The sequence below is a fragment of the Paenibacillus sp. FSL H7-0703 genome, assembly GCF_038003485.1.
In the GTDB taxonomy this organism is placed as follows: Bacteria; Bacillota; Bacilli; order Paenibacillales; family Paenibacillaceae; genus Paenibacillus; species Paenibacillus polymyxa_B.
In genome coordinates, this window is the sequence record NZ_JBBOPF010000001.1 from 3,894,901 (window position 1) to 3,921,839 (window position 26,939).

Annotated in this window: 17 protein-coding genes and 1 pseudogene; 11 read left to right on the plus strand and 7 right to left on the minus strand. The window is 44.5% G+C overall.

What is annotated here, in order from left to right:
- Window positions 1-30: 30 nt before the first annotated feature.
- Window positions 31-1,427: pseudogene (locus MHB46_RS17170) on the plus strand (helix-turn-helix domain-containing protein).
- An 85-nt stretch (window positions 1,428-1,512) separates the two neighbouring features.
- Here the strand turns inward: MHB46_RS17170 and MHB46_RS17175 are convergent.
- Window positions 1,513-1,902 (minus strand): helix-turn-helix domain-containing protein, encoded by a 390-nt coding sequence (locus MHB46_RS17175; protein WP_341162956.1) that lies wholly within the window; start codon window positions 1,900-1,902, stop codon window positions 1,513-1,515.
- A gap of 255 nt (window positions 1,903-2,157) precedes the next feature.
- Here MHB46_RS17175 and MHB46_RS17180 point away from each other — a divergent pair, with 255 nt between their 5' ends.
- The gene (locus tag MHB46_RS17180) at window positions 2,158-3,558 is read left to right on the plus strand and encodes a DNA-binding protein (RefSeq protein WP_069080819.1); all 1,401 of its coding nucleotides are present in this window, start codon (window positions 2,158-2,160) and stop codon (window positions 3,556-3,558) included.
- Between the two features lie 296 nt (window positions 3,559-3,854).
- The gene (locus MHB46_RS17185; protein WP_023990607.1) at window positions 3,855-4,082 is read left to right on the plus strand and encodes an aspartyl-phosphate phosphatase Spo0E family protein; all 228 of its coding nucleotides are present in this window, start codon (window positions 3,855-3,857) and stop codon (window positions 4,080-4,082) included.
- A 233-nt stretch (window positions 4,083-4,315) separates the two neighbouring features.
- Here the strand turns inward: MHB46_RS17185 and MHB46_RS17190 are convergent, their stop codons facing one another.
- Together MHB46_RS17190 and MHB46_RS17195 are read right to left on the minus strand one after the other, a co-directional pair.
- The gene (locus MHB46_RS17190) at window positions 4,316-5,131 is read right to left on the minus strand and encodes a flagellar motor protein MotB (protein WP_013312222.1); all 816 of its coding nucleotides are present in this window, start codon (window positions 5,129-5,131) and stop codon (window positions 4,316-4,318) included.
- The gene (locus MHB46_RS17195; RefSeq protein WP_341162957.1) at window positions 5,115-5,942 is read right to left on the minus strand and encodes a flagellar motor protein; all 828 of its coding nucleotides are present in this window, start codon (window positions 5,940-5,942) and stop codon (window positions 5,115-5,117) included. Before MHB46_RS17195 ends, MHB46_RS17190 begins: the two co-directional genes overlap by 17 nt.
- A gap of 208 nt (window positions 5,943-6,150) precedes the next feature.
- On the opposite strand from MHB46_RS17195, the gene uvrB reads away from it, so the two are divergent.
- The 3 genes from uvrB (at window position 6,151) to MHB46_RS17210 (ending at window position 12,798) form a co-directional block, all read left to right on the plus strand.
- Window positions 6,151-8,142 carry an excinuclease ABC subunit UvrB gene (uvrB, locus tag MHB46_RS17200; RefSeq protein WP_061829965.1) on the plus strand — a complete coding sequence of 664 codons (1,992 nt, stop codon included), beginning with the start codon at window positions 6,151-6,153 and terminating at the stop codon, window positions 8,140-8,142.
- Window positions 8,143-8,314: 172 nt separating this feature from the next.
- Window positions 8,315-11,176: an excinuclease ABC subunit UvrA gene (gene uvrA, locus MHB46_RS17205; RefSeq protein WP_165177613.1), complete on the plus strand. Its 2,862-nt coding sequence runs from the start codon at window positions 8,315-8,317 to the stop codon at window positions 11,174-11,176.
- A 410-nt stretch (window positions 11,177-11,586) separates the two neighbouring features.
- Entirely contained in the window at window positions 11,587-12,798 is a 1,212-nt protein-coding gene (locus tag MHB46_RS17210) for a hypothetical protein (protein WP_165177611.1), read from the plus strand.
- Window positions 12,799-12,910: 112 nt separating this feature from the next.
- Here the strand turns inward: MHB46_RS17210 and MHB46_RS17215 are convergent, their stop codons facing one another.
- Entirely contained in the window at window positions 12,911-14,536 is a 1,626-nt protein-coding gene (locus tag MHB46_RS17215; RefSeq protein ID WP_341162958.1) for a nitrite/sulfite reductase, read from the minus strand.
- Window positions 14,537-14,895: 359 nt separating this feature from the next.
- Here MHB46_RS17215 and MHB46_RS17220 point away from each other — a divergent pair, with 359 nt between their 5' ends.
- The 4 genes from MHB46_RS17220 to MHB46_RS17235 all read left to right on the plus strand — a co-directional run bounded on the left by MHB46_RS17220 (window position 14,896) and on the right by MHB46_RS17235 (window position 21,667).
- Window positions 14,896-16,140: a S1C family serine protease gene (locus tag MHB46_RS17220; RefSeq protein WP_053326213.1), complete on the plus strand. Its 1,245-nt coding sequence runs from the start codon at window positions 14,896-14,898 to the stop codon at window positions 16,138-16,140.
- A 49-nt stretch (window positions 16,141-16,189) separates the two neighbouring features.
- Entirely contained in the window at window positions 16,190-18,103 is a 1,914-nt protein-coding gene (locus MHB46_RS17225; RefSeq protein ID WP_069080807.1) for a stalk domain-containing protein, read from the plus strand.
- Between the two features lie 193 nt (window positions 18,104-18,296).
- Complete coding sequence (locus tag MHB46_RS17230; RefSeq protein WP_165177605.1) at window positions 18,297-18,737, plus strand: GNAT family N-acetyltransferase; 441 nt, start codon at window positions 18,297-18,299, stop codon at window positions 18,735-18,737.
- A gap of 419 nt (window positions 18,738-19,156) precedes the next feature.
- Entirely contained in the window at window positions 19,157-21,667 is a 2,511-nt protein-coding gene (locus tag MHB46_RS17235) for a U32 family peptidase (RefSeq protein ID WP_340933343.1), read from the plus strand.
- Between the two features lie 136 nt (window positions 21,668-21,803).
- Here the strand turns inward: MHB46_RS17235 and MHB46_RS17240 are convergent, their stop codons facing one another.
- Both MHB46_RS17240 and MHB46_RS17245 read right to left on the minus strand, forming a co-directional pair.
- A complete protein-coding gene (locus MHB46_RS17240) occupies window positions 21,804-22,241 on the minus strand; it encodes a GtrA family protein (RefSeq protein ID WP_257785374.1) in 438 nt (145 codons plus the stop codon).
- Window positions 22,242-22,255: 14 nt separating this feature from the next.
- Entirely contained in the window at window positions 22,256-23,287 is a 1,032-nt protein-coding gene (locus MHB46_RS17245; RefSeq protein WP_076294076.1) for a glycosyltransferase family 2 protein, read from the minus strand.
- Window positions 23,288-23,475: 188 nt separating this feature from the next.
- Here MHB46_RS17245 and galU point away from each other — a divergent pair, with 188 nt between their 5' ends.
- Window positions 23,476-24,357, plus strand: coding sequence for a UTP--glucose-1-phosphate uridylyltransferase GalU (galU, locus tag MHB46_RS17250; RefSeq protein ID WP_341162959.1), 882 nt, complete (start codon window positions 23,476-23,478; stop codon window positions 24,355-24,357).
- An 83-nt stretch (window positions 24,358-24,440) separates the two neighbouring features.
- On the opposite strand, the gene MHB46_RS17255 is transcribed toward galU, so the two are convergent.
- Window positions 24,441-26,897, minus strand: coding sequence for an O-antigen ligase family protein (locus MHB46_RS17255; RefSeq protein WP_341162960.1), 2,457 nt, complete (start codon window positions 26,895-26,897; stop codon window positions 24,441-24,443).
- Window positions 26,898-26,939: the final 42 nt, after the last annotated feature.

Below are 26,939 nucleotides of genomic sequence, written 5' to 3' on the forward strand. Positions count from 1 at the left end.
TAATTTTTCAAGCTAAAGAGAGGGATTAGCATGGAACATACACCTACGATCCGCTCGAAGATAGAGACAGAACTAAAGCAAAGGGGATATACATTTAGCAGTTTCAGTAAAATATCTGGCATTAACCGTGGTACATTCAGCACCATGCTGAACAGCAACCCGCCCAAGCCGATCTCCGTTCGGCAGATGGACTTGATTACCAAGGCATTGGGATATCCCGAAGGCTGGCTGTATGAGTTATACATAGATGAATGCTTTTACGAAGGGAAAGGCACTGGAAACGGATTAAGCCTTTTTTATTGCGTTGTGTAGAGTTAGGGAGAAAAGACTGTATTCAAAAGGTATTGTGGAGACTGACCGAGGACTTGTCCTATGTACCGACGATATTTGAGCTTGCAGAAGAACTACACGAAGCAGGAAAGAAAAAGAAGTCTATCCCCTTTTATGAGTGTGTAATTGAAAATGAGAGATATCGTTATTCGGAGCGGTTAGCTATAAGCCAATACAGGCTATTTTTTTGTTCTTTAAACAAAGATCTGGAGAATAATCGTCAACAAGCTATAAAATTTGCTCCTTATCGCAAAAATTTGCCTGAATCTCATCATTTGGACGCTTTATTAAAGCTGGCAAATGTGTACTACCAAGTTGATGATTGTGAGACAACTATACAATATGCTAAAGAACTTGAGGAGATCACCAAAAATATTTTTGAACAGCAGATTCTAACTAGGCTGAAAAAACATGAAATCAAGCCTCTAAATACAGAAAGACATCTAATCGTCTATTATGGTCAAGCCTATTTATTACAGGGAGTTGCCCTTGAAAAGCAAGGGCTGTATGAAGAAGCAATGAAACTTATACCTTACTATGAAAAATTGACTTCTTTTAAAGGGCTAGATGAAGTGGGAGTTTTAGAGGCACAGAAATTTGAAATGTGGGCAGAGGCAAACCGTTTGAATTTAGAAATTCTGATGGGAGATATGACTAATTTACCTGCCTATGTAGAACTTATTAGGAATAATCCTCAGGAAATATTACTTGGGTTACTAACCATAATAGAGTCGGCCAATACCTACAATTACACAGTGGACGATATTTTGATCAATTTTGCTGAGAATATTAATGAATCTAGGAACTTACGCACAAATATTTCTTATTATATGACGAACTATGACCTGGTGACCTATTCTCGCTTTTTTCTCGAGCTTAGTCGCTATTATTTTAATAAGGGAAACTATTCTGAGGCGATCGATAGTATGTTGAACAGTCTCAAAGCAACCTCACAGTTGAATGATAAGGCTTTCTATATCAGGTCTATCACGTTATTGTTTGAGAAATACAAAGAACATTCGACACATGAACAACGGGCAGAATATGAAAAAGTACTTAAAGCTGTCGAATATAACATTAAGCAAATGACGCCTTAAAACTCAAAAAGGCTATGTACTTTTCTACTATAGGTAGAGAGACATAGCCTTTTTTACATTTAGAGAGTATGGCGCACCGCTAATTCTAAGAATTTAATTTATCATTAGCATCCGAATCACCTGATTTACTCACTAAAAGCTCATCCTCTGAAGAGGTGAACAGTTCCTTCAATATGCGATAAGCTTTATTTTGCCCCGCTTCATTCTGCTGGGAAAGGATATGAACGCATTCCCAAATCCAAGGCTGGCTTTTGAGTTCTTCATATGGATTATAGTCAAAAAATGCAAATACGTTTGTGTCCAGCGCCTCTGCTATTTTCTCCAGTGTCTTGATCTGCACATTGACCTCACCGCGCTCTAACTTGCCGATATAGGAACCTGTTGAATCGGATGCTTCTGCTAACTGTTCTTGTGTAATTCTCCGCAATTTTCGAAATTGACGGATTTTTGTTCCTAATAGTTTCGTTGTTTCCATAGACATCCACACTCCTATAGTATGAGTGTAGACAAAGCTAGATTAAGCGTGGAGGTAATTAAATTGCCTTAATTATTCGGAATTTAGTTCTTATGAGAACTATTTTAATAACATCAAATTCCATAATATAATAAAACAGTGTAGAAAAGGGGTTGACCATCATCCAATTTATTCATATAATTTCTAGTATATTGTAATTGATTGTCGAGGAGGGTGATTTTTTAAAATCATCTGAATATGCCGGGGGTGTTTTTATTGGAAAATGCAACCACGATTCGTTCGGAAATTGAGAAAGAATTAAAACTTGGTGGCTACACGTTTAATAGTTTTGGACAAGCTACGGGGCTTAACCGGGGTATATTTAGTGCGATGCTTAACGGAAATCCACCTAAACCTATATCTGTAAGACAAATGGACTTGATTACCAAAGCGTTTAATTATCCAGAGGGCTGGTTGTATGACCTGTATGTGGATGAATGTTTTTATGATGGAAGACCGCATTGGAAAAGGGTCAAGCCGTTCCTGATTCGTTGTGTTGAAGTGGGAAACTTGCGATGTGTTGAGAAAGTGCTTTCACGCTTAATGGAAGATCTTAACCACATTCCAACAATCTTTACTTTGGCAGAGGAGCTTTACGAAGGGGGGAAGCTGCAAGAGGCAATTCCTTTCTATGAGTGTGTCATTGAAAATGAAAAGTATCAACATTCTGAAAGATTGGCGATAAGCCATTATAAATTGTTTCGTGCAAAAATTGGAGAGAATACTGAATTAAATTTAAAGGCGGCTATACGATTTGAACCTTTTCGTTTTCGGTTGCCAGAGTGCCATCAATTAGACGGATTGTTGCAACTAACAAATATATATTCTTCACTACATAAATGGCAAGAAACAATTACACACAGCGATGAGCTTTGGGAACAATCTAAAATTATATATGAAGAAGAAAAAAAGAGAAGGGCTCGGAAAAACAGGAATTATGTACCGATAAAGACCGAACGACATTTAGTAGTATATTATGGGCAAGGATTACTTATGAAAGCTTATGCCTTACAAAAAATTGGTGACTATGAGAATGCAAAAAAAATCGTTGCTGAGTATGCCGATCTAAGTTGGTTTGAGGGTTTAAACACCGTTGGGAAAAGAGAAGTGGAAAAGTTTAAGGTATGGTCTATGGGGAACTCTTATACACTTGATTTACTATTAGGAGATACGTCTGTGCTCCCTCAATATGTAAACTTATTAGAGAACAATAATGATGAGATATTACCAGGTCTTGTGAATATTTTAGAATCGGCTAATAGAAATTTCTTCTCAGTTGACAGTATATTGGATCGATTTATCCAATATATTGATATTTTTAGAAATACTCAGGATGTAATAATTATGGATGATTATTATAATTTTAATTTTCAATTAGCCATTTATTATAGACGAAATAAGAGATACAAGGATGCAATAAATGCCAATTTACAATGTATACAGATATCATTCTTTCTTAAAAATGTAGAGAGTTTCGCCCAAAGTATGGTTTTATTCGAAAATAATAGAGCTTTATGTGACGAAGGACAAATTGAGATTTATAAATCTATTATTAAGGAGGTGTGCAAAGATGAGGAAGGTTTTACTTTCACTTTTGCTTTCTCTAATAGTAGTTAGTAATATCGGGGTTCTGTCTTCTTTCCATGATATTATATTTAGTAATAATTCTCATATTTCAGTTTCTAGTCATGGTAGAGGTGGGTGAAATCCAATAGTGCTGTTCACTTCCAGATGAGTTCCAAGGGAGTTTCCAAGTAAATAGATATGAATCAATAAACCAGCCTTAGTAAGGCTGGTTTATTGATTCTCCCCGTTAAAGGGATGAATTGGGTTTTATTATATTTTTAACCTGTAGGGAAGGTATCAGCTTGTAAACTAATGTAAATACCACACCGAACAGGAGGTTTATTGATGTGAAATGGAAACAATTGGAGGAATGCATCGAAGAAAAGCGGAAGGAACTAAATGATTTGGCGAATGAGGTGGGATTGAAGGATCGACGGGTGTTAATCAAGTCCATGGAGTTGGATCGACTCCTTAATAAATACAGTGACTGGAAATATAGCTATCGCAGACAACAGAGCATTCCCCAAAGTTCACAAATACAAGAGAAGCAACACGAGCTTGTCCTATCTTATTAATCTCCAAGTATCATGACAAGATAAACCTAACTTCACCAGGGCTTCTAATACATAGTGGGATATAGAATAAACAAAATAATCTCTATTGCATCTAGTACGCCGCTCTTATCCACGTTGTTCGTACAGTTTATTGTTCTGCGTCTACATCAGAGGGGAAGCCATGTAACATGAAGATATGTATCAAAAAAACCTCCCGATTCACGTTATTGCGTGACTCAGGAGGTTTTTGGGTTTTACTGTTGAAGCTGGCGCAGCACAGTGATTTCGACACGGCGGTTTTTTTGTCGTCCAGCTTCGGTGCTATTGTCACCAACCGGCCGGGTATCTGCGTAACCCGCATACTGAAATCCTGAGGGTGAAAGTTGCTCTCTGTCGAGAAAGAATCGGAGTACGGACAGTGCCCGTGCACCGGAAAGCTCCCAGTTGTCCTTATACGTCGATGAGTTCGAGGAGCGCGTGAACGGAATGTTGTCTGTATGGCCCTCAATGCTAATCGGTGTTTTCAAATCTCGAAATAGACTGGCCAACTTGGATAGCGTGTTGGCAGAGCCTTGCTTGAGTGCAGCTCTACCTTGATCGAATAAAAAGCGGTCATTCAGCGTAATGACAATACCACGCGGCTGATCTGACACAAAAATCTGGTTTTCCAGTTTGTTGTCTGTAATATATTCTTGAATGACACCCATTAGATTTTGCAGCTCTTTTTCCTGCGTGCGGAATGCTTGTTCACGTTCGGTGAGCTTTGTCGATCCAGCTTCCTTTTTATCGGCTGCTGGTTGCTTGGTCGTGGGTGGATTTTTGCTGGTGTAACGATCGGCAGTACCTGTAATGCCCGAGCCTTGCTCCAAAATAGAATCTCCCTTGTGGAAGGTATCCTGGAGGGATTGAACAACGACATCGTATTTTTTAGCATCCAGACTACTCATGGCATACATCACAACGAAAAATATGAGCAGCAGGGTGATCAGATCGGCATAGGTAATCATCCAGCGGTCACGATGGTCTCCGCCGCCTCCTTGACCCCCACGGCGCTTACCGCGCGCTCTCATGGAAGTCCTCCTTTGGAGAAGCGTCCTCTGTGCGTGAGCGACGAGGCGGTTTGCGATCTATATTTTGCTCTGAGCGGATAAAGAACTCCAACTTTTTGCGTACAAGCTTTGGATTCTCTCCGTTTTGGATAGCCAGAATTCCTTGCAGCAGCAAATCCATTGTGATAATTTCACTCTCACTGGCTGCTCTTATTTTGGACGCGATGGGCAGGAAGATCAGATTGGCGCTAGCAACGCCGTATAGTGTTGCGATAAAAGCAACAGCAATGGACGGACCAAGCGCAGTAGGCTCGGTCAGGCTGCCCAGTACATGGATCAGGCCCATGACAGTACCGATAATCCCCATCGTAGGGGCATAACCGCCTGCGGATTCGAATATTTTGGCGTACCCTTCATGTTTGTGTTCAATGGCATCTAACTCAAGCTCTAAAATCTGTTTGATCTGCTCCTGCTCGGTGCCGTCGATGACCAACTGAAGACCTTCACGCAAAAATGCATTCGGATGCTCTGATGAAGTACGCTCTAGCGCAAGCACACCGGATCGGCGTGAGGTGGCAGCCATGGAAACCAAATCTTCTATATATTGCTCCGTAGGATTCTCCTCACGGCTAAATGCCATCCGTAGAGCGGTGGGGATCGTCTTCAGCTTGGAAGCTGGGTAGCTGATCACAACTGCGGCGAAAGTTCCCCCAAATACAATTAGAGCCGATGTACCTTGAAGCAGCCCTGTAAATTCGCCGCCTTCCCATAAGAAGCCACCGATTAATGCTATGATTCCGGCGATGATGCCCAATACGATGGTGATATCCAAAATTTAATTCACTCCTATTCAAGACTTATCGTTTGCATCCGCGGTAAGAAAGAGGTATAATACGGGAACAAACATTCTTATCCAACCATATTTCCCAAGTATCATTGCTCGGGAAATATCGACATAGAGTTACAGATAAAGACGTTAAAGCTCGACTGGTGTAAAATCATGATGTTTCCATTTTAGACGATAAGGGTGATGCAGGGCAATGAGTGATATCGTTGTTAGCGATAAGACTTTTGAAATTCAGTCGGAATTCCAACCTCAAGGCGATCAGCCTCAGGCCATTTTTGAATTGGTAGAGGGAATTGCAGAAGGAAAGAAGCATCAAACGCTATTGGGTGCTACGGGAACAGGTAAGACGTTTACCATCGCACAGACCATTGCCAAGCTGAATCGGCCTACGCTGGTTATTGCACATAATAAGACTTTGGCTGCTCAACTGGCGAGTGAGTTTAAAGAGTTCTTTCCGAATAACTCAGTCGATTATTTTGTCAGCTACTATGATTACTATCAACCGGAAGCATACATTCCGTCTTCCGATACGTATATTGAGAAGGATTCCAGCATCAATGAGGAGATTGATAAACTTCGCCACTCAGCGACAAGCTCTCTGTTTGAGCGTCGTGACGTTATTATTGTAGCGAGTGTCTCCTGCATTTATGGTTTGGGTTCCCCGAAAGAATATTCAAGCTTGCTGCTTTCGCTTAGAGTCGGCATGGAGAAACCCCGCAATCAGATTTTGTCCCGCTTGGTCGATATTCAATATCAGCGGAACGATATCAACTTCGTGCGGGGTACTTTCCGTGTACGGGGGGATGTTGTTGAGATATTCCCGGCTTCCCATGGGGAACACGCTATACGTGTAGAACTGTTCGGGGATGAAATTGAACGAATTACCGAGATTAATGTGCTTACGGGTGAATTGATCGGTGAACGTGATCATATTGCCATTTTCCCGGCATCTCACTTCGTTACTCATGAGGATACGATGAAGGTAGCGTTGGTCAACATTGAACGTGAGCTTGAAGAGCGATTAGCGGAGTTGAAGGAGCAAGGGAAGCTGTTAGAGGCACAACGTTTGGAACAACGTACCCGCTATGATATCGAGATGATGAAAGAGGTTGGTTTTTGTTCCGGCGTCGAGAATTATTCAGGTCCACTGACATTCCGCGAGCGAGGAGCGACACCATATACGCTGATGGATTATTTCCCGGATGATATGCTGATCGTCATTGACGAGTCCCATGTTACGTTGCCGCAGATTCGTGCCATGTATAACGGTGACCAAGCACGTAAGAATGTACTGGTAGAACATGGATTTCGTTTGCCATCTGCATTGGATAATCGCCCGTTGAAGTTTGAAGAGTTCGAGGACAAGGTAAGTCAGATCATCTATGTATCGGCTACTCCAGGACCTTATGAGATGGAGAAATGCGAAACAATGGTACAGCAGATTATTCGTCCTACCGGGCTTCTTGATCCGATTATTGAGGTGCGTCCGAGCAAGGGGCAGATTGATGATCTCATTAGTGAAATACGGCTTCGCATAGAACGTGAAGAACGGGTGCTGGTGACTACACTTACGAAGAAGATGTCTGAAGATTTGACTGACTATTTAAAAGAAGTAGGCATCAAGGTTCGGTATATGCACTCCGAGATTAAGACGTTGGAGCGGATGGCTATTTTGCGGGATCTTCGTCTAGGGACCTTCGACGTGCTAATCGGGATCAACTTGTTGCGGGAAGGCCTCGATTTGCCGGAAGTATCGCTGGTCGCGATTTTGGATGCGGACAAAGAAGGCTTCCTGCGTTCTGAACGCTCTCTGATTCAGACGATCGGACGGGCAGCACGGAACAGTGACGGTCGTGTTATTATGTACGGCGATAAGATTACCGATTCTATGGATAAAGCGATAAAGGAAACGGAACGTCGTCGTGCGATCCAAATTCAGTATAATGAAGAACATGGGATTACCCCGCAAACCATCCGTAAAAAGATTCGTGATGTTATTGAAGCAACCAAGGTGGCAGAGTCTAAGAATGATTACCTTCCTAATGAGACGGGTAAACTTTCCAAGAAGGAGCGTCAATCACTCATTCAGCGTCTGGAAGCAGAGATGAAAGATGCCGCCAAGAACCTACAGTTCGAGCGGGCAGCCGAGCTGCGTGATGCTTTGCTGGAGTTGCGAGCTGATTAAACATTGAGAATAAGCTAGAAGCAAAACATATGAAAATAAAATGTTTGATTGCTTTGCTTTTAAAAATAGTGAGGGCGGCCTATGTGGTCGTTCTCTTTGCGATATATCACTTCCATGGGATAATCCAATGCGATATAGCATGACGTGAACTACGGCTAAGGAGATGAAACATTTGGCGAATGAAAGCATCATCATCAAAGGCGCACGCGCGCATAATCTCAAAAATATTGACGTGACGATTCCACGGGACAAGTTCGTCGTCCTGACAGGGCTTAGCGGCTCAGGTAAATCGTCACTGGCTTTCGATACGATCTATGCGGAAGGGCAACGGCGGTATGTGGAATCTTTATCTGCGTATGCCCGTCAATTCCTCGGGCAAATGGAGAAACCAGACGTTGATTCGATTGACGGTCTGTCTCCTGCCATTTCCATTGACCAAAAAACAACAAGTCGGAATCCGCGTTCTACTGTCGGAACGGTTACCGAAATCTATGACTACCTGCGGTTACTGTTTGCTCGGGTGGGTCATCCTCATTGTCCTGAACATGGCATTGAAATTACTTCACAGACCGTTGAACAGATGGTAGACCGCATTTTGCAGTATCCTGAAAAGACAAGACTTCAGATTCTGGCTCCATTGGTATCCGGCCGCAAAGGTGAACATAAAACACTGTTCACGGATATAGCCAAGCAGGGCTTTGTACGGGTACGTGTGAATGGAGAACTACGTGAATTATCTGAGAAGATTGAGCTGGAAAAGAACAAGAAGCACTCGATTGAAGTGGTCGTAGACCGCATCGTAGTTAAAGAAGATGTGCGTGCGCGTCTGTCTGACTCTATTGAGACGGCACTGAATCTTTCAGGTGGGCAGTTGCTTGTAGACATTATGGGGCAAGAGGAGTTGCGTTTCAGCTCCAACTTTGCATGCCCTATTTGTGGATTCAGCATAGATGAACTGTCTCCAAGAATGTTTTCCTTTAATAGTCCGTTCGGCGCTTGTCCAGATTGTGATGGGTTAGGAGTTAAAATGGTAGTTGATCCTGATCTGCTCATTCCCGATCCTGAAAAAAGTGTGGAAGATGGAGCGTTTCAGGCTTGGAGTGGTGGAACTTCCACTTATTATCCTCAATTTTTACAGTCAGTATGCGAGCACTACGGTATTCCGCAGGACATTCCTGTTAGTCAATTGACGACAGAACAAATGAACCTCATTTTACATGGAACGGGTGAGCAGAAGATCCGTTTCCGCTATGAGAATGATTTTGGTCAACGTAAGGAAGCCTATGTGACCTTTGAGGGGATTATCCCCAATCTGGAGCGTCGTTATCGTGATACGGCTTCTGAAGGTATACGTGAATTTATTGAAGGCTTTATGAGTGCAAAGCCATGTAACACCTGTAAGGGACACCGACTGAAAAAAGAAAGTCTGTCGGTAACCATTCAAGAGCGTAATATAGCTTTTGTGACAGCTTTGTCTATCGGTGAAGCTTCAAACTTTTTCCATACACTGGAGCTGAGTGAGAAGGAGAAGTCGATTGCCAATCTCATTTTAAAAGAAATTAACAGCCGTCTGGGATTCCTCGTTAACGTTGGTCTGGAATACCTGACTTTAAGTCGTGCGGCAGGCACGTTGTCAGGCGGTGAAGCACAGCGTATCCGGCTGGCGACACAGATCGGGTCCAGTCTGATGGGTGTGCTTTATATTTTGGACGAGCCTAGTATCGGGCTGCATCAGCGAGATAATGACCGTCTGATAAGTGCTTTGGAGCATATGCGGAATCTCGGCAATACGTTGATTGTGGTGGAGCATGACGAAGATACGATGATGGCGGCGGACTATATCATTGATATTGGGCCAGGAGCTGGAATCCATGGTGGGATGATCATGTCGCAGGGGACTCCGCAGGAAGTTATGGAAGACCCGAATTCCTTAACCGGGCAGTATTTGAGCGGACGTAAGTTCATTCCGGTCAATACCGAGCGGCGCAAGCCTGCTGATAAATGGCTGGAGATTCGCGGAGCCAAGGAGAACAATCTCAAAAATGTGAATGTCAAAATTCCGCTGGGTGTTTTCTCAGCTGTTACTGGTGTATCCGGCTCTGGAAAATCGACACTGGTCAACGAAATTTTGTACAAAACGTTGGCGCGTGATCTGAACCGGGCGAGAGTACGTCCAGGGCAGCATAAAGAAATTCGCGGACTAGAACATATCGAAAAGGTTGTTGAGATCGATCAATCGCCAATTGGCCGTACACCGCGTTCCAATCCTGCAACGTATACTGGTGTATTTGATGATATCCGTGACTTATTCTCGCAGACGAACGAGGCCAAAGTACGAGGCTACAAGAAAGGCCGCTTTAGCTTTAACGTTAAGGGAGGTCGTTGTGAAGCTTGTAGAGGCGACGGCATCATCAAGATTGAGATGCATTTTCTGCCGGATGTGTATGTTCCATGCGAAGTGTGTAAAGGCAAGCGTTATAACCGGGAGACCCTAGAGGTTAAATACAAAGGGAAAAGTATTGCCGATGTGCTGGAGATGACGGTAGAGGATGCAACGGAGTTTTTTGAAAATATTCCGAAGATTCATCGCAAGATCCAGACACTGATGGATGTAGGTTTGGGGTATATCAAGCTGGGTCAGCCTGCGACTACCTTGTCTGGCGGTGAAGCACAGCGTGTGAAGCTGGCCTCCGAATTGTATCGTCGCAGCACAGGCAAAACCATTTATATTTTGGACGAGCCGACAACCGGTCTGCATGTTCACGATATTGACCGATTATTGACGGTGCTGCATCGTTTGGTTGATTCAGGAGAGACGGTGCTGGTCATTGAGCATAATCTGGATGTGATTAAAACAGCCGATTATCTGATTGATTTGGGACCAGAAGGCGGAAGCGGCGGTGGAACGATCTTGGCTACCGGCACACCGGAGCAACTTGTGAAAGTCGAAGAATCCTATACAGGTCGATACTTAAAGCCGATCCTTGAACGGGATACAGAGCGTAGCCAAGCGCTTCAGACAGTCGATCTATAGATACCGTTTAACATAGTTTTAAAAGCCCTGCATAGGCAGGAAGGCAGAATACGAGCTACTGTATTGATGCCTTCGCCTTGGCAGGGTTTTATTTTTTTTGTAAAAAAAGAAAACTTTTATCAAATTCCTGCGTTAAAGCATGTGACACATAGTTTACCAAGCGCTGGAATAATAAATCTATACGTATATTCATCGACAGAAAGTCTCTGAGTAGGCTCTAAATTTTGGAGTTTTGAATGTTTAGGCTCGGGCTTGAAGAGGTAAATATATAAATCATGATTATATAGCATCATACGAAGTTCCGTGCCCGCGTGACAACCATTACAAGTTGAAGCGAAACCGTCTGTAGTTTTATCACATCTAAGGTTCATACAACATCTCTGAGGAAGTCATGAAGGGAGCTGGAACGCTTGAAGGTTAAGCAAAGTAGAGTTTTACGTACACGTGTGTATACATGGGCAGCAGGAGCTGCTTTGGCGGCATGTTTGATGGGTTATAGTGCTGCACCGTCCTATGCCTCCGAGGTGTCCGAGGCGTTTGCGCCCAAACAAGCCGAAATCGAAACAAGTGCAGCAATTGGCAGTATTAAGGATTTAGAAAACGCTCATGATTACATTCAACCCGCAGCGAATGGTGGGTTTTTAATGCTGAACGTCGAGGACGATACAGAAGCAAGTGTAGTACACGTCACATATGGCAAGCTGGACAGTTCTGTGGAGGCTATATGGAAACATCAGCAGGACCTGAACGTACAACCCGGAACAAGCAGCAGGGGAGTCCAGCGGGAGACGTCGGATGGTGGCTTGCTGTTTCTGATTGATTATACAAAACCGAACGGAATACGAGAGGTGCAGGCTTCACGATTGGACGAGGGTGGAAACACCTTGTGGTCCAAAACATTACCCACAGATGGCTTGATCTCTCATGGGCAGGATTCTCAGGTTGGTTTGGAGACACTGGAGGATGGCAGTTTCCTGGTCTCCTATCTAAACCTTGCGGAGCAGTCCTTCACTGTACTCAAATACACTGAAACTGGCGATCTACAATGGAATCGAACGACGGCCGGAGTGACCTCGGGTTGGCTGGTCGGCAGTCACAATGGATATTATGCGCTTTTGAACAGCTCAGATGGTCCCGTTGGGGTACAAGCAGATGTATATGGTCGCGATATTCGTGACATCCATCTGGACTTAGGATCAGGTAAAGAAATTGCCGCAGTACGTGAGTTGCCGAGCGGTCATATTGCTGTAACAGGGCTTAAAGGAAACAGCAAGCGTACACAGGTGCTTAGTAATGGTCTGCAATTATTTAGTAATACAGAGGACTATGCGGCTGACCGGGTGTATCTGCCTGAGGAGCAGTTGTATGTCCAGTTCAGTGATCAATATGATCCACTGGGTAAAACCACGAAGATGCATGGCATCACCATTACAGGCCTGAAAGGAAACGGTACGAAGGTGTGGGAAACGAGGACTCATTATAAGGAGGATAATTCCTTCGGCATCCGATACGATACGGGATTGATATACAAGATACCTTCAGGCTACGTGGTGGTGACATCTACAACAGGAGCTCATAAGCCAACAGTACTGGATTTTGCGAAAATATTGATACCGGAGTAATCCGGTGTCTTTTTTTGTGAAATTGAGGGAAAGGATATTGCGAGGTTGTATGACGATAAGAAACAGCCTGCTTGTATATGTGATACAAGCAGGCTGTTAATAGACTCTATATTTAGGATGCAACGTGGCTGGATTGTAAAATGGCAGACAGCTTTTCCTGGAAAGTCGGAATACCTACACGCTGTACATATGCGTAAAAGCTTTCGCCAGCGCTCCTATTTTCTTTGTAGAACAGAATGAGCTCTGCCAGTACAGGTCCAACCTGATCCCCGCGTACGCGACCTTTGAGCGCCTTGTTAAACTGGGCGCCTGCTCCAAGCGCTCCGCCGACAGCGATATCGAACGCGTCGACCAAGCCTTCCGGTGTCTTAATAAGCGAGCCTTGCAGACCAATGTCCGCAATATGCTTTTGACCGCAGGAATTCGGGCAACCGATAAAATGAATGCGCACTTTTTCATCCAATTGTACGTGCTGATCCAAATACTCGGCAACGTCAACCGCCCGTTTTTTGGTTTCCACTATCGCCAGATTGCAAAACTCATTTCCTGTGCACGATACTGTACGGCTCATAAAATGCTTGGGCTGTGGTGTCAGGCGTTGCAGCACGGGGGCTTCCAGTAGTTCATCCACTTGCTCATCCGGCACGCCGCTCAGCAAAATATTTTGCGACATCGTGGTACGAATCTGACCATCGCCATAGCGGTCAGCCAGGTCGGCCAGTTCATGTAACTCATCAGCACTAAGGCGACCGACAGGCACGTTCAGACCGACATAGTTCAGACCTTTTTGAGTTTGAGGATGCACACCGTCAAAATAGGCGGCTTGCCAGCCAATCGTTTTGTCCTCGCCTCGTCCGGGCATTTCACCGATGTACTCGGTGAGCTTAGTCAGAAATTTGTCTGGGCCCCAATCGGCAACGAGGAATTTCAAGCGGGCATGGTGCCGCTTTTCCCGATAGCCATAATCACGGAAAATGGTGGTGACAGCAATAGCAACCTTCAGTACTTCCTCAGGACGAACAAACAAATCCAGAGACTGTGCCATATGTGGCTTGGCGGACAAACCTCCACCAACCATCACATGGAAGCCGATCACTTCTTTTCCGTCGAGGATCTTGGTGGCCGGAGTGAAGGACAGGTCGTTAATTTCAGCCTGTGCATTGTTGTACGTATTACCGGAGATAGACATTTTGTACTTACGTGGCAGATTGGAGAAGTCTCGATTTAATAAGAAAAAGCGGTTTACTTCATCTACAATCTCCTGGGTATCCACCAATTCATTGGGATCGATGCCAGCCAGCGGATTACCGACAATGGTACGCGGGCAGTCTCCACAGGCTTCAAAGGAATACAAATTGACTTTTTCCAGTCTTTCGAAAATATCGGGCAAGCTTTCGACCGTCAGCCAGTGAAATTGAATCGCCTGGCGAGTGGTGACATCCACAAGACCGCGTCCATATAGCGCGGATATGTCCGCCAATGCATGTGCCTGTGCTGAAGTCATGATCCCTGTGTTGATGCGGACCCGCATCATGAAATGACCATCCTTGGGCTTTTGCTGATATACCCCAGCCCATTTGAAACGGTCCATATCGTCCGCAGAGATCGAGTCATAGCCTTCGTTGGCATAGTTTTCAATAATGGTACGGATAACGTCGAGACCGTCCTTTTCCAGCTTGACTAACTCGAATTTGTTAAGCTTATCGGGATGAGCGTTCCAGATTGGTTCGTAGGCCATTCTTTTAACCTCCTGTAGGTGCTTATTTATACTTTAGTGTTTTGGATAGAGGATTCATGATTTTATTCTTTATTTCCGACAATAAAACTAAGATATAATGTGATGGTATCACAGTTGGTTATGCCCGTAAACGAAGGAATGACCTAAACGGTATAACGATTATTTATCGTTTTTGCTTATTTTTTTGATATAAGGATTTGGAAAATTTATAATATAAATAGCATGAGAGGACAGGGATGTAGCAAACGGCGCCTTTTAGAAAAAGATAGGGCTTAAAGCGATTGTATACGTGTCCCCTCTATGGTAGATTTGGACTAACTGATAGAACAGGGTCATGTAAGAGAGGAAATGGTGAGTATATGCGTAAGATGGGGAAAAGGGCAGTTGTTCTGGCTTTGGGCAGCGCTCTATGTATTTCTGGAACGGCAGGTGCAGCCAGCAGTGGGACTGCGTTAAAGGCCAAAGTCATTAATGGTGGGGTCTATGTTAATGTAAGCGATATGAATAAAGCATTAGGAACCAGCGGCGCATATAACAGCGCAAATGGTACATATACGTTATCGGCCGATCGTGTGCCGCAGGTGGTTAAAAATGTATCTCCTTCTGTGGTCGGTATCATTGGCCGTTCAGCCACGGGAGAGACCGTAGCAGGAGGAGATCGATACAACCTGGCTCACGGCACGGGTGTTATCATTCGTACCGATGGATGGATTGTGACGAATGCACATGTTATCGAAGGATTAGGTGATGCCGTGGTCGTAACCTCGGACGGAAAATCTTACGGAATCACCGACAGCTACAGCGATCCGATCAGTGATTTGGCATTAGTCAAAATCAAGGCAAGCGGCCTCAAACCCGCCACCTTGGCAGCTTCAACGAACAGTCTACAGGTAGGTGAGCAGGTAGTGGCTATTGGTACGCCTATATCCTTTTCACTTCGCAATTCGGCAACCTCAGGTGTTGTTAGCGGGCTGAACCGTGGTGTCAACGCTGCTTATCGTTTGATCCAAAGTGATACCGCGATCAATCCTGGTAACAGCGGCGGTCCGCTGGTCAATCTCAAGGGTGAGGTCATTGGAATCAATACGATGAAATTCTCGGCGGTCGGCATTGAAAATATGGGCTTTTCGATTCCGTCGGATACGGTGAAATATGTCATCGGCCAATTTTTCAAATACGGAGAGGTTCGGCGCGCCAGTCTTGGTCTGAGTCTGGAAGAGAGCTGGTCAGCTATCGTTGGTTTACCTACCGAGGACCCTCTGAAAGTTACGAAAATTACCTCAGCCAATGCCATTCAGGCCAAAATCAAGGAAGGCGATGAGCTGTATAGCATTAACGGTAAGCGTGTGGCTTCGGCCATTGATGTCAATGAGCTGCTTAAAAACTATCAACCAGGTCAAACGGTGAGTGTACTAATGCAGTCGGACGGTGATATTGTGAAGCGCAAGCTAGTACTGACACAGGATAATGGTGAAATCTATGAGTCCATTCAGTCTGGAGAAGATGGTGAAGATTCGAACGGTTCGGAGGCCGCTGAAGATGGCGGCGTAGCGCTTCCTAAGGAAACATCGGAGCCAGCTCAAGGGGCAACTACTGGAAAGTGAACAATTACGGCACTTGAATCTATAAAATAAAGCTAAAGGGAGATTTACTGTGAAGCATATTCAAAGAAAAATGATGCGTAAGCTGGGGGTCGGCGCTGTCGCATTGTCCCTTCTGCTTTCCGCTTTGCCAGCAGTTGCAGCAGATCATGATAAAACCATGCTGGAATTGCGGTTGCAAAGCGGCAGCAATACAGCCATCGTGAACGGCCATAATGCCAATATTACGAAGCCATATTCAAAAAGTGGTGCACTGATGGTTCCAGCTGGTATTTTTAAAAAGGCATTTAACAGCAAAATTCGATTGGCTGAAGATAATGTGGTTAAAATCACTAGCGGAACTCATGTTGTATCGCTGACCATTGGTAGCCGTACTGCTTGGGTGAGAGGTCACAAGGTGACACTTCCAGCTCCACCGGAAATGTCATCAGGTATTCTCATGGTGCCTCTGCGTCAAGTAGCAGAAGGGCTTGGCGGTAAGTTGGAGAAGAACGGCGCCGGAATCACTATCCGGATGGAAGCACAAGAAGAGGCGGGCACGGTAGCTGAAGAGACACCGAACATTGATAATGATGAGGGCAAGACGCAGATCGGGAACAGTTACTATGGCTGGTCTATGAACTATCCAACAGGTCTCGTCATCGGTCAGGGAGGTGGAGATGAGAGTATCTCCACTTTTATGGATGAGAACAGTGCCTACTATATGGAGGTGCACACAGCGTCACAGCCGGTTCCACTGAATGCGGACGATCTGTTGCAACAATTAGTGCAGGCAGCCAAGGAAACGGGAGAAACTGTGATCGATCGAAAATCCTTCCCGAAAGCGAAGGTACCTTATGCTCGTGTCATTACGAAGGATGGGGACGGCGTACTGTGGGAAAATCGTCAGTACTATGATAACGGGCGATTGTATGTAGTTTATTTTTCCGATGCTAAAGCAACGAATTATAAAGATCTGGCTCAGTATGCGGGACTGTTAAATTCCTTCAAGACCTCTTTTAATGCGCAGGATAAAAGTATTAAAGACTTGTCCACTGTCGTAGGAGGCACACGCGAGGCCGGAAATCCAGACTACGGTGTGTCACTCAGCATACCCGCAGGCTGGAAAATGGACGATCAACGGATGCAATATGAAAGTAATGATGGATCGAGCTTCCGCATGAAAATAACCTCGGCTCCAGCGGATGGAAAGTTGGAGAACTGGGGCCAGCAACTGCAAAAATGGCTGAGCGATTCATTTGTGTCTACGGCTTATGAGGCACAGAAGACGTATCCGCTGGAGGTTGCAGGCGTTCAAGGATTAGTACAGGAGTACCGCTATAATTTTGGCGATGGATGGGTCAAAGAGTACAATGTGCTGATTCAGCAAAATGGATACCGCTATTTGGCTGAATACGCAGTGCCTGAAAAAGTAAGCAAAGGAAATGATCAGTTCAATGCGCTCATTTCCTCGCTTCAAATCGATTTTCAAACCGTAGCAAGTAACTTTGGACAGTTGGAAGAAGACGACTATTTGACGGACAAAACGAAAACGGTCAAAAAGACGTCAAAAGCCTATGAATATACGGTGAATATCCCACGATATTGGACCGCGATTAGCGATCAATTTGAATTGGGTGATGTAGAGTACCAGTTTACCGGAGGACGTTTTTCCATCAAAATCGACAACGACCAATCATTTGAACTAACGGTATCCCAGCTCAAGGACTTCTATGATAAGCAAGCAAAGAACTACAAAAACCTCAAAGTTGAGGAAGTTAAGGACGTAACGTTTGCTGGTGTTCCGGCAGTGTCCTTTACATTCCATCGTATAGAGGAAGGCATTGGATACACGGGCCACCAATTGGTTTTGGAACGTGACGGAAAAACGTATACTGTGACAACAACATTAAATGATGCGAACAACACGGCTGTACAGTCTAACGCACTGGATTCGACGTTAAATTCGTTTAATTTTGTGAAGTAGAAGGTGTAGGTAAAAGATTAGCGAGGTTGTGGGGGAAGCGCTACGCGTGCCATTTGAGCCTACGAGCGCTGACGCTTCTTCGGATTCAAATGGCCCGCTTCACTGGCGCCCGCCAAATACCGCCAATCTTATAATGAGTGAAGTAAGCACTAGGGAAGTCTATACGGATTTCCCCGTATAGGAGGAATCCAAAATGATTACGCTAAAAGCAGTCGACAAACATAATTGGGAAGCATGTGCCGAACTTGAACCGACACCTGAGCAAAAAAGATTTATGGTATCTAACCTTTTTTCGATTGCGGAATGTCAGTTTTTAGATGGATTTTTATCTAAAGCAATTTATAATGATGACGAATTAATTGGTTTTACAATGTATGGTTTAGACCCGGATGACGGAAATTACTGGGTTTACCGATTTATGATTGACGAAAGATTTCAAGGTCAAGGTTATGGCTACAATGCGATGTTGCTGGTTATCGACGAAATAAGGAAAGCCAGTGATAGGACGGATGTTATCATGATTGGGTATAAACCAGACAATGAACTAGCTAGAAAGCTATACAGTAAATCAGGCTTCAGGGAGAAGGGAATATCACCCTGGGGAGAAATGCTTGCGAAGTATAGGTTTGCCTAGTTAATGATAGGATGACTCACCTCCAAAGCACCGCTTGACGGGATTGGAGGTGTTTTTAGTATTATTTTTTAAAGGAATCGCTTGGAAAGTGTAGAAGCTTAGGTCGCAGTCTGGTACACTAGATTAGTTACAAGATAAGAATGATTCTGCCGCAGATGTTTGTGATGCGGATTTTTTGAGTTGGATGTAATTCACGCGAGGAACCGATGGTTCAGTGTGTGGATGATCGGACAAGATGATAGAGACGGATAGGATTTAAAATATGATTCTTAGTAGGCTTCCATTCCCCTGACCATGATCAGCTTTGGAATGAGTCTATGGAACATCCATGAGATTACCAAGTAAGCAGCATAGCTGCCCTGAAAACAACGATTATTCCTCGGGGGATCATTCGTTTTCAGCATATGGGGAGGGCAATAATGAAATCAGCAGTACGAAGAGAAGATGTTGAGCTTCTGGCACCAGCCGGTGACTGGGATTGTATGCGTGCGGCGGTGGCAAACGGGGCTGATGCGATCTTTTTCGGGGTGGAAAAGTTCAACGCACGAGCACGGGCGAATAATTTCCGCATGGAGGAACTGCCTGAAATTATGGCGTTTTTGCATAGCTATGGGGTTAAAGGTTTTTTAACATTCAATATATTGGTATTTGAAAACGAGTTGGAGGACGCTAAGGAGCTGGTCGATGCCTGTATTGATGCTGGAGTCGATGCCTTAATTGTCCAGGATATGGGCCTGGTGAAAATGATCCGCGACATTTCACCGGATTTTCCGATTCATGGTTCTACCCAAATGACGATCACTTCGCCGGAAGCGGTAGAGTTTACAAAGCCGTACAATATGGAACGGGTCGTGCTTGGACGCGAAAACAACCTGAAACAGATCCAAAAGATAGGCGATCAGGCGAGACTTCCAATGGAGGTATTCGTACATGGAGCGTTATGCGTATCTTATTCTGGCCAATGCCTGACTTCAGAAATGTGGGGCGGCCGCTCTGCTAACCGTGGTGAGTGTGCACAGGCATGTCGTTTGCCTTACGATCTGATGGTGGATGGAGAGCAGAAACCAATGGCAGATGTGACGTATCTGCTGTCACCTAAGGATCTGGCAGCGATTGACTTGATGCCTGAACTGATCGACGCGGGTGTTGTTTCTTTTAAAATTGAAGGGCGACTGAAAACACCTGAATATGTGGCAAATGTGGTCAGCAAGTACCGCAAGGCCATTGATAAGTATTTTGATGGCGATACGTCCAAGACCAGCAAAGAAGATATCCGCGAGCTGCAGCAGAGCTTTTCACGCGGCTTTACGCACGGTTTTCTCGAAGGAACCAATAATAAGAAGCTGGTTGACGGTACGTTTCCGAAAAGCCGTGGGGTGTATCTGGGCCGAGTGGAACAAATCCTTCGTGATGGCGTAGTATGCCGTATTGATGCCCCGCTCAAGCGTGGCGATGGGATTGTATTCGATGCGGGAGATCCCACGCAAAAAGAAGAAGGCGGACGCGTATACGATATCCGCCGCAAAGGCGTGAAGATTGAAGGCGAAGCCGGAGAAGGCTGGATCATCGACATCGTAGCGGGACGCAACGATGTGGATCTGCGCCGTGTGCACGTGGGCGACCGCATTTGGAAGACCAACGACCCAGCGCTGGACAAACGTCTGCGCCAGTCGTACGACACGGACAAGCCGTACCGGGTCTTCCCGGTACATGTGCGGGTCAGCGGCTCCCCAGGGCAGCCGCTGTCGACATGGTGGACCGACGTGCAGAAAGGCACAACGGTCCGCGTGGACTCCGAGCTGGAGCTCGAAATTGCCCAGAAGCGTCCGATGACGCATGAACTGCTCGAAGAGCAGTTCGGCCGACTGGGCGGAACGGTGTTCCAGCTGGAAGAACTGGACGTCCATCTGCATGGGGACGTCATCGTGCCGATGCGCGAGCTGAACGGTATCCGCCGTCAGGCGGTGGAACTGCTCGCGGGCGAGCGTCCCAAACCGCCCGTGTACACGAAACGGGCGGTCGAGGTGTATGACGATGCATCGGCTCCGGCATCGTCTGTGGCACGCGGTCAGGCAGAGCTGACCGCGTTGTGCCGCAGCCTCCCTCAGGTGGAGGCTGCGCTCGAGGCCGGCGTGGAATTCATCTACGCCGACTTCGAGTTCATCAAGCAATTCCCGGCAGCCGTAGAGGCTGTGCACGCTGCAGGCCGCCGAATTGCGCTGGCGACCCCGCGTATTCACATGCCGGGTGAAAATGGCTACCACAACAACATCCTGCGCTTGAAGCCGGATGCTGTGTTGGTACGCAATCCAGGGGCACTGTATTTCTACTTGCGACATCGGTTGGAGAACCCGGACGCACATCACCCGCAATTGATTGGTGACTTCTCGCTGAACATAGCCAACCATAAAGCGGCTGATCTGTTCCTGGATTCCGGCTGCGACCTGGTTACGCCTTCGTACGATCTGAACATTCAGCAAATGGTCGATATGCTCAGACGTACACGTACTGATAAGCTGGAGATCGTGATCCAGCAGCATATGCCAATGTTCCATACTGAACATTGCGTATACTGCACCTTTATGAGTGAAGGCACCGACTACACTAACTGTGGACGTCCATGTGAGGACCATCGCGCATCCCTGCGTGATCGAATTGGTATGTCTCATCCGGTCCGTGTGGATGAAGGCTGCCGCAACACGGTGTACAACGCGATTGAGCAATCCGGCGCGGAATATCTGTCCAACTTCCTGGAGCTGGGCGTGTCCCGTTACCGCGTGGAATTTTTGGAGGAGACACCGGAGCAAGTGCATGAGGTTATTGATCTCTATAACCGTGCCCTGCGCGGAGAAATCAGTGGAACACAAGTATGGAAGACGCTGAAAGCGACGAATCAGTTGGGTGTTACACGTGGGCAGCTGGTGAAGTAAAAGGATGCTATAGGTTATCACAGTTATTTATTTTGATATTCGAACGTAGAAAAAGAAAAAATAGGGTATGTGCTTTGAGAGCACATACCCTATTTTTATCAATAAGTCCATTTGAAATACTATGAATCTCGTATTGTTATACTTTCTGGACTTTCGTTTTTTTGGAAAAAACAATGAATTTTTGCCCGACATAATTAATTAAAGTATAGAAGATATTCCCGATTAGGATGGACAGATTGCCTAAAATTGCATTGTTTTTAATACTCAGACTTGAGATCAGGAAGTGGCTGATTAGATAGCTGAGACAATACGATAGTAAATAGCATATCAATATGATAAAGACAAACTTCCAAATGGTCTGTCCATGGCTTGCATTGTTTTTGAAAGTAAATCTTTTGTTTAAGAAATAGCTTACAGTGGCACCTACAGAATTACCAATAAAGGTCGATAACCAGTAGTTAGTCCCTAAAGTATTAAAGAGCAGGAACATGACGGACATGCCGCATATTGTATTTAGGACACCTACGACAAGAAAACGGAAAAAGCTATTCTGAAATAAAGTCAAATTAGTCACCTGTTCGCATCTGTTTATTGGACAGCCACAGCTTCCCTCTCACTATTTTTCACTTTTTTTGTGTTTTCAGTATCTAGGGTGCTCTGGGAATCTAATAGGGTCTCAATAATATATTTGGGTCTTTGTTTTACCTCTTTATATATTTTACCGATATATTCGCCAATGAGCCCCAGTGCTACAAGTTGCAGACCACCTATGAACCAGATGGACAACATTAAAGAAGACCAGCCCCAGACAGTGGTTCCAAGGAGCTTACTAATAATGGTATACACAGCTATTAATAAGCTTATGCCAAACATTGCAAAACCTACCGCTGAGATAAGCCGGATTGGGGTTATACTAAATGAAGTGATTCCATCGAAAGCAAAAGCGAGCATTTTCTTTAAAGGATATTTGGATTCTCCTGCAAAGCGTTCATGTCGATCGTAATAAACTTCAGTAGACTTATAACCTATTAACGGAACTAGACCACGTAAAAAGAGATTTACCTCTTTAAAGTTGCTTAATTCCTGGAGAACTCTTTTGCTCATTAAACGGTAATCCGCATGATTGTATACAATATTGACTCCCATTTTACTCATAACACGATAAAAGCCTTGGGCTGTTGAACGCTTGAAGAATGTGTCGGTGGTTCTACTTTTTCGAACCCCATATACGATGTCATAACCTTCTTTGAACTTTATTATAAATTCTCGGATGGCATTGAGATCATCCTGCAGGTCAGCGTCAACGGATATCACACAATCAGATGTCTCTTTAGCTTCCATTAACCCAGATAATAGGGCGTTTTGATGGCCGGCATTTTTCGCCAATTTGAGACCACTGACAAAAGGATTTTTTAGATTATATGATGCTATGATGTCCCATGTTTTATCACGGCTACCATCATCAACAAACAACATTTTACTATGTTTAGAAATGAGCTGGCTCTCTGCCAACTCCTCAAGAATGACCGTAAGTCTGCTTATAGTTTCAGGCAGTACCTCTTCTTCGTTATAACAGGGAATAACTAACGTTAAAACAGGGTTACTGATTATTGAATCCAAAGAACTCTCTCCTCAAATTTTGGCATATCTGGTACTCAAATTTCTATTCTTTTTAGTTTATAATATGGTTTACTTAAATTATATAACATTGCAATGACTAAGTGCTATAATAAACTATTAGCAATTTACAAACGTTAATCGAATTATTGAATAATTTAGTGAGTTTTGTTGAAAAGGAGTTTTAACCTATGAAAATCCGTAAAGCAATTATTCCTGCTGCGGGATTAGGAACCCGGTTCCTTCCTGCTACGAAAGCCATGCCTAAAGAGATGCTTCCCATTGTAGACAAACCAACAATTCAATATATTATTGAAGAGGCTGTTGCATCTGGTATAGAGGATATCATTATCGTTACTGGTAAAGGCAAAAGGGCGATTGAGGATCATTTTGACTACTCCTTTGAGCTGGAGCATAATTTGACTGCGAAGGAAAAATGGGATCTGCTCAATGAAGTGCGTAAACCATCGGAGATGGCAGATATCCACTATATTCGTCAAAAGGAACCTAAAGGGTTGGGGCATGCCATCTGGTGTGCACGTAAGTTTATCGGTGACGAACCTTTTGCCGTCCTTTTAGGGGATGACATCGTTGAGTCTGAGAATCCGTGCCTCAAACAGATGATAGACGTGTTCGATGAGTATCAGCGTTCTGTTGTAGGTGTAAAACAAGTGGATTGGAACGAGGTACATCGTTACGGCATAGTTGAAGGTCATGCACTTACTTCCAAAATCTCTGAAGCGGAACGATTGGTAGAAAAGCCAAAGAAGGAAGAAGCAACCTCCAACTTGGCGATCATGGGACGTTATATCTTGACGCCTGATATTTTTGATATCCTGGGTCAGCAATCTGCGGGAGTAGGCGGGGAGATTCAGTTGACGGATGCATTGTCCAAACTGGGAGAAAAGAATCCGATCCTGGCCTACGAATTTGACGGGAATCGCCATGACGTTGGCGAGAAATTGGGATTCATTGAAACAACGATCCATTATGCTCTACAGCATAACGAAATCAAGAATGAAGTACTGGCTTATATGAGACAGGTTATTGAAGATATTGATCAACAAAAATAAACACCTCACCAAACCTCTCTTTCTCCAAATAAAAAAGAGACTACCGGATGATATAACATCATCTGATAGTCTCTTTTTCTATACTATTTCTCCGATTTTAACTGAGCAATTTGCTCCCTCTCCTTCGGATTAGCTTTAATCAGCTTATCGTACAATGCTTTGTCATCCTGTCCCTGCTGTTGCAGAGCGGCGATATAGTAGCGGGCGACCTCACGATTCGTAGCATCACTCAAATCGTCCTTCAGACCGTTTTTCAGGATGCTGGCAGCCTCTGCAGGCTTGCCTGACATGAATTCAATTTTGCCAGTGCTGAGCGCAATACCTGGAGTTATCTCAAAAGTACGTGTCAACTGAATTTCAGGTGGAACCGTCTTAATATGAGCTACCCCATCCAGAACCTGCTGGTAAGCAGCAAGGCCTGCTTGGAAATATTTCTGCTCCTTGGCGGTGTCCTTCTGTTCACGTGCCTTATCACCAATAGAGTAAGCTTGAGTAATCAACATGTTGTACCAGTCATTGTCCCATTTGAAGTTGGAAATGTTATTTTCCAAAATACTGAAGGCTTGCTCATGCTCACCTTTTGCTTTTAAAAGGTTAACTTTGGAGTTATACATGATTTTATTATACGGTTCTGCCTTCAGGCCCGTATTAAGTACCTCTATTGCAGCATTATAAAATTCCTCTTTTTTCGTTTGATCATACACATTCTTGTACAGTGCAGCCAATCTTATAACCGAATCTGGGTGCGTAGGGCGAAGTTCAAGATCCTTATTAATGGCACTTTGGATTTCCTCAAAAGATGTGCTGACCGCCATGATCTGTTTGGCATATGTGGCAGCATTGGCCGATTGCACGAAGCGGAGACCTGCAAAAAGCACCACAATGCTTAGAATGCCGATGACTGCACTATACATGATTCGGAAACCAGAAGTACTCATGGACAAGCGTCTAAGAGGTTTGCTGTCCATAGCAGCAGCCATACCACCGAGACTCATAAATACCAGTATGCCCATGAACACGTAACTCAGATTAAAGTCTAGCAAGCTATGAAGTAAGATCGAAAGCGCCAAAATGAGATACAGAAAGTGAGAATCCCGTTCTTCATCATTTTGTCTAATATAGTTACGAATATATTTGTAGAAAATATATAAGATAAATGACATGAAAATTACAAAACCGAGAATACCAACTTCAACCAGATACTGCATGAAGAAGTTATGGGCCTGACGGCTTGTGTAAGGATAATCTTGGTATTTCTCGTATAAAGTAGCCCAACCGCCGCCGCCGGTGCCAATAACAGGATGATCTTTAATCAATTTGGCAGCATCCTGATAGAATACAAGTCGTTCCAGTACACTATGCTGCCGGAAATTGATATTTTCAAACCGGACCTGGACGTTTTCTGGTAGTACGCTGCGCAGGCCAGTTCCAATAAACAGAAAAGCCAGCAAGCCAATCACCACAACTGATCCGACAGGTAGCCACAGGTTGGATAACTTGCGGGAGGCCCATCCTTTGAGGGCATTTTCTAACTTCGGTGCCAGATAACGTTCAACAAGCCACAGTACGACAGCTACAGCTAGGGAGACACCAATAAGTAACCCCCAAGCCTTCGCAGCCTCTCCGCCGTTGTAGGTCTTGTTGAGTTGTAAACCCATATTTGTAATTGGCGCCAAGATAGATATTGACGCTACACCAGCAATGGCGCAATGTAAAATCCATATAATTTGGCGTGCTGGTTTAAAGAAAAGCAAAAGCAGCACGAATACGACAGGCAACATAACCAGACCGCCCCGTGACAAGGTCAGGAACAGCGAGACCAGAATAGGTACCAACATGAAGCCGTGAATAGCCTTGCCATACCATAGTTTTGATTTCATCAGACAGAAAACGGCAGCGAATAGAAAAGCCATTAGAAAGGCCGCATATGTATTCGCATATTGAAACACGGATGTCAGCCGGAGACCATTTGTATCTGTCATAACTGCATTGGTATAACGATACTGATATACATATTGGGTAAACCAGCCTACCATCTTGCCGGCAATTACCCACTGTCCGAACCAGTTAATAAAGCCAAAGCCTACAATGACATAAGCAACAGTCATAATCAGGTTGTGAATAATCTTATTGCCTAAGCGATCTTGTAGTAGATAGATTGAGATGATAAACAGGGCGGCATATATGCACTGTACCACCACCATATTCATGGCCAAGTAATGCGAAGCTGCTGAAGTCAGTGAAAGCACATAAGACAGGGGAAGCAGTAGTACTAATACAGCCAGCCAATCCCTTTGCTCTTCCAGCTTGAATTTTTTATAATAAGATACGATTGCCAGGATCAACAGAATCGAGGCGATGATAACAGCCCAATAGAGAGGCTTTTCAAAATCGAGCATTTGCCCATTAAAAAGTGCAGCCTGGAAGGGAGCCCAAGCTAAAAACAAAATCATGCCAACAATTAACACCCAAAACATAGCCGGCCTTTTATCGTCACGGGTCGACGTTTTGGCCTGTTTCCCGTATACTGGATTCGACAAGGTTTACAATCTCCTTTTCTTGTAGATACGTCAACATTTTAG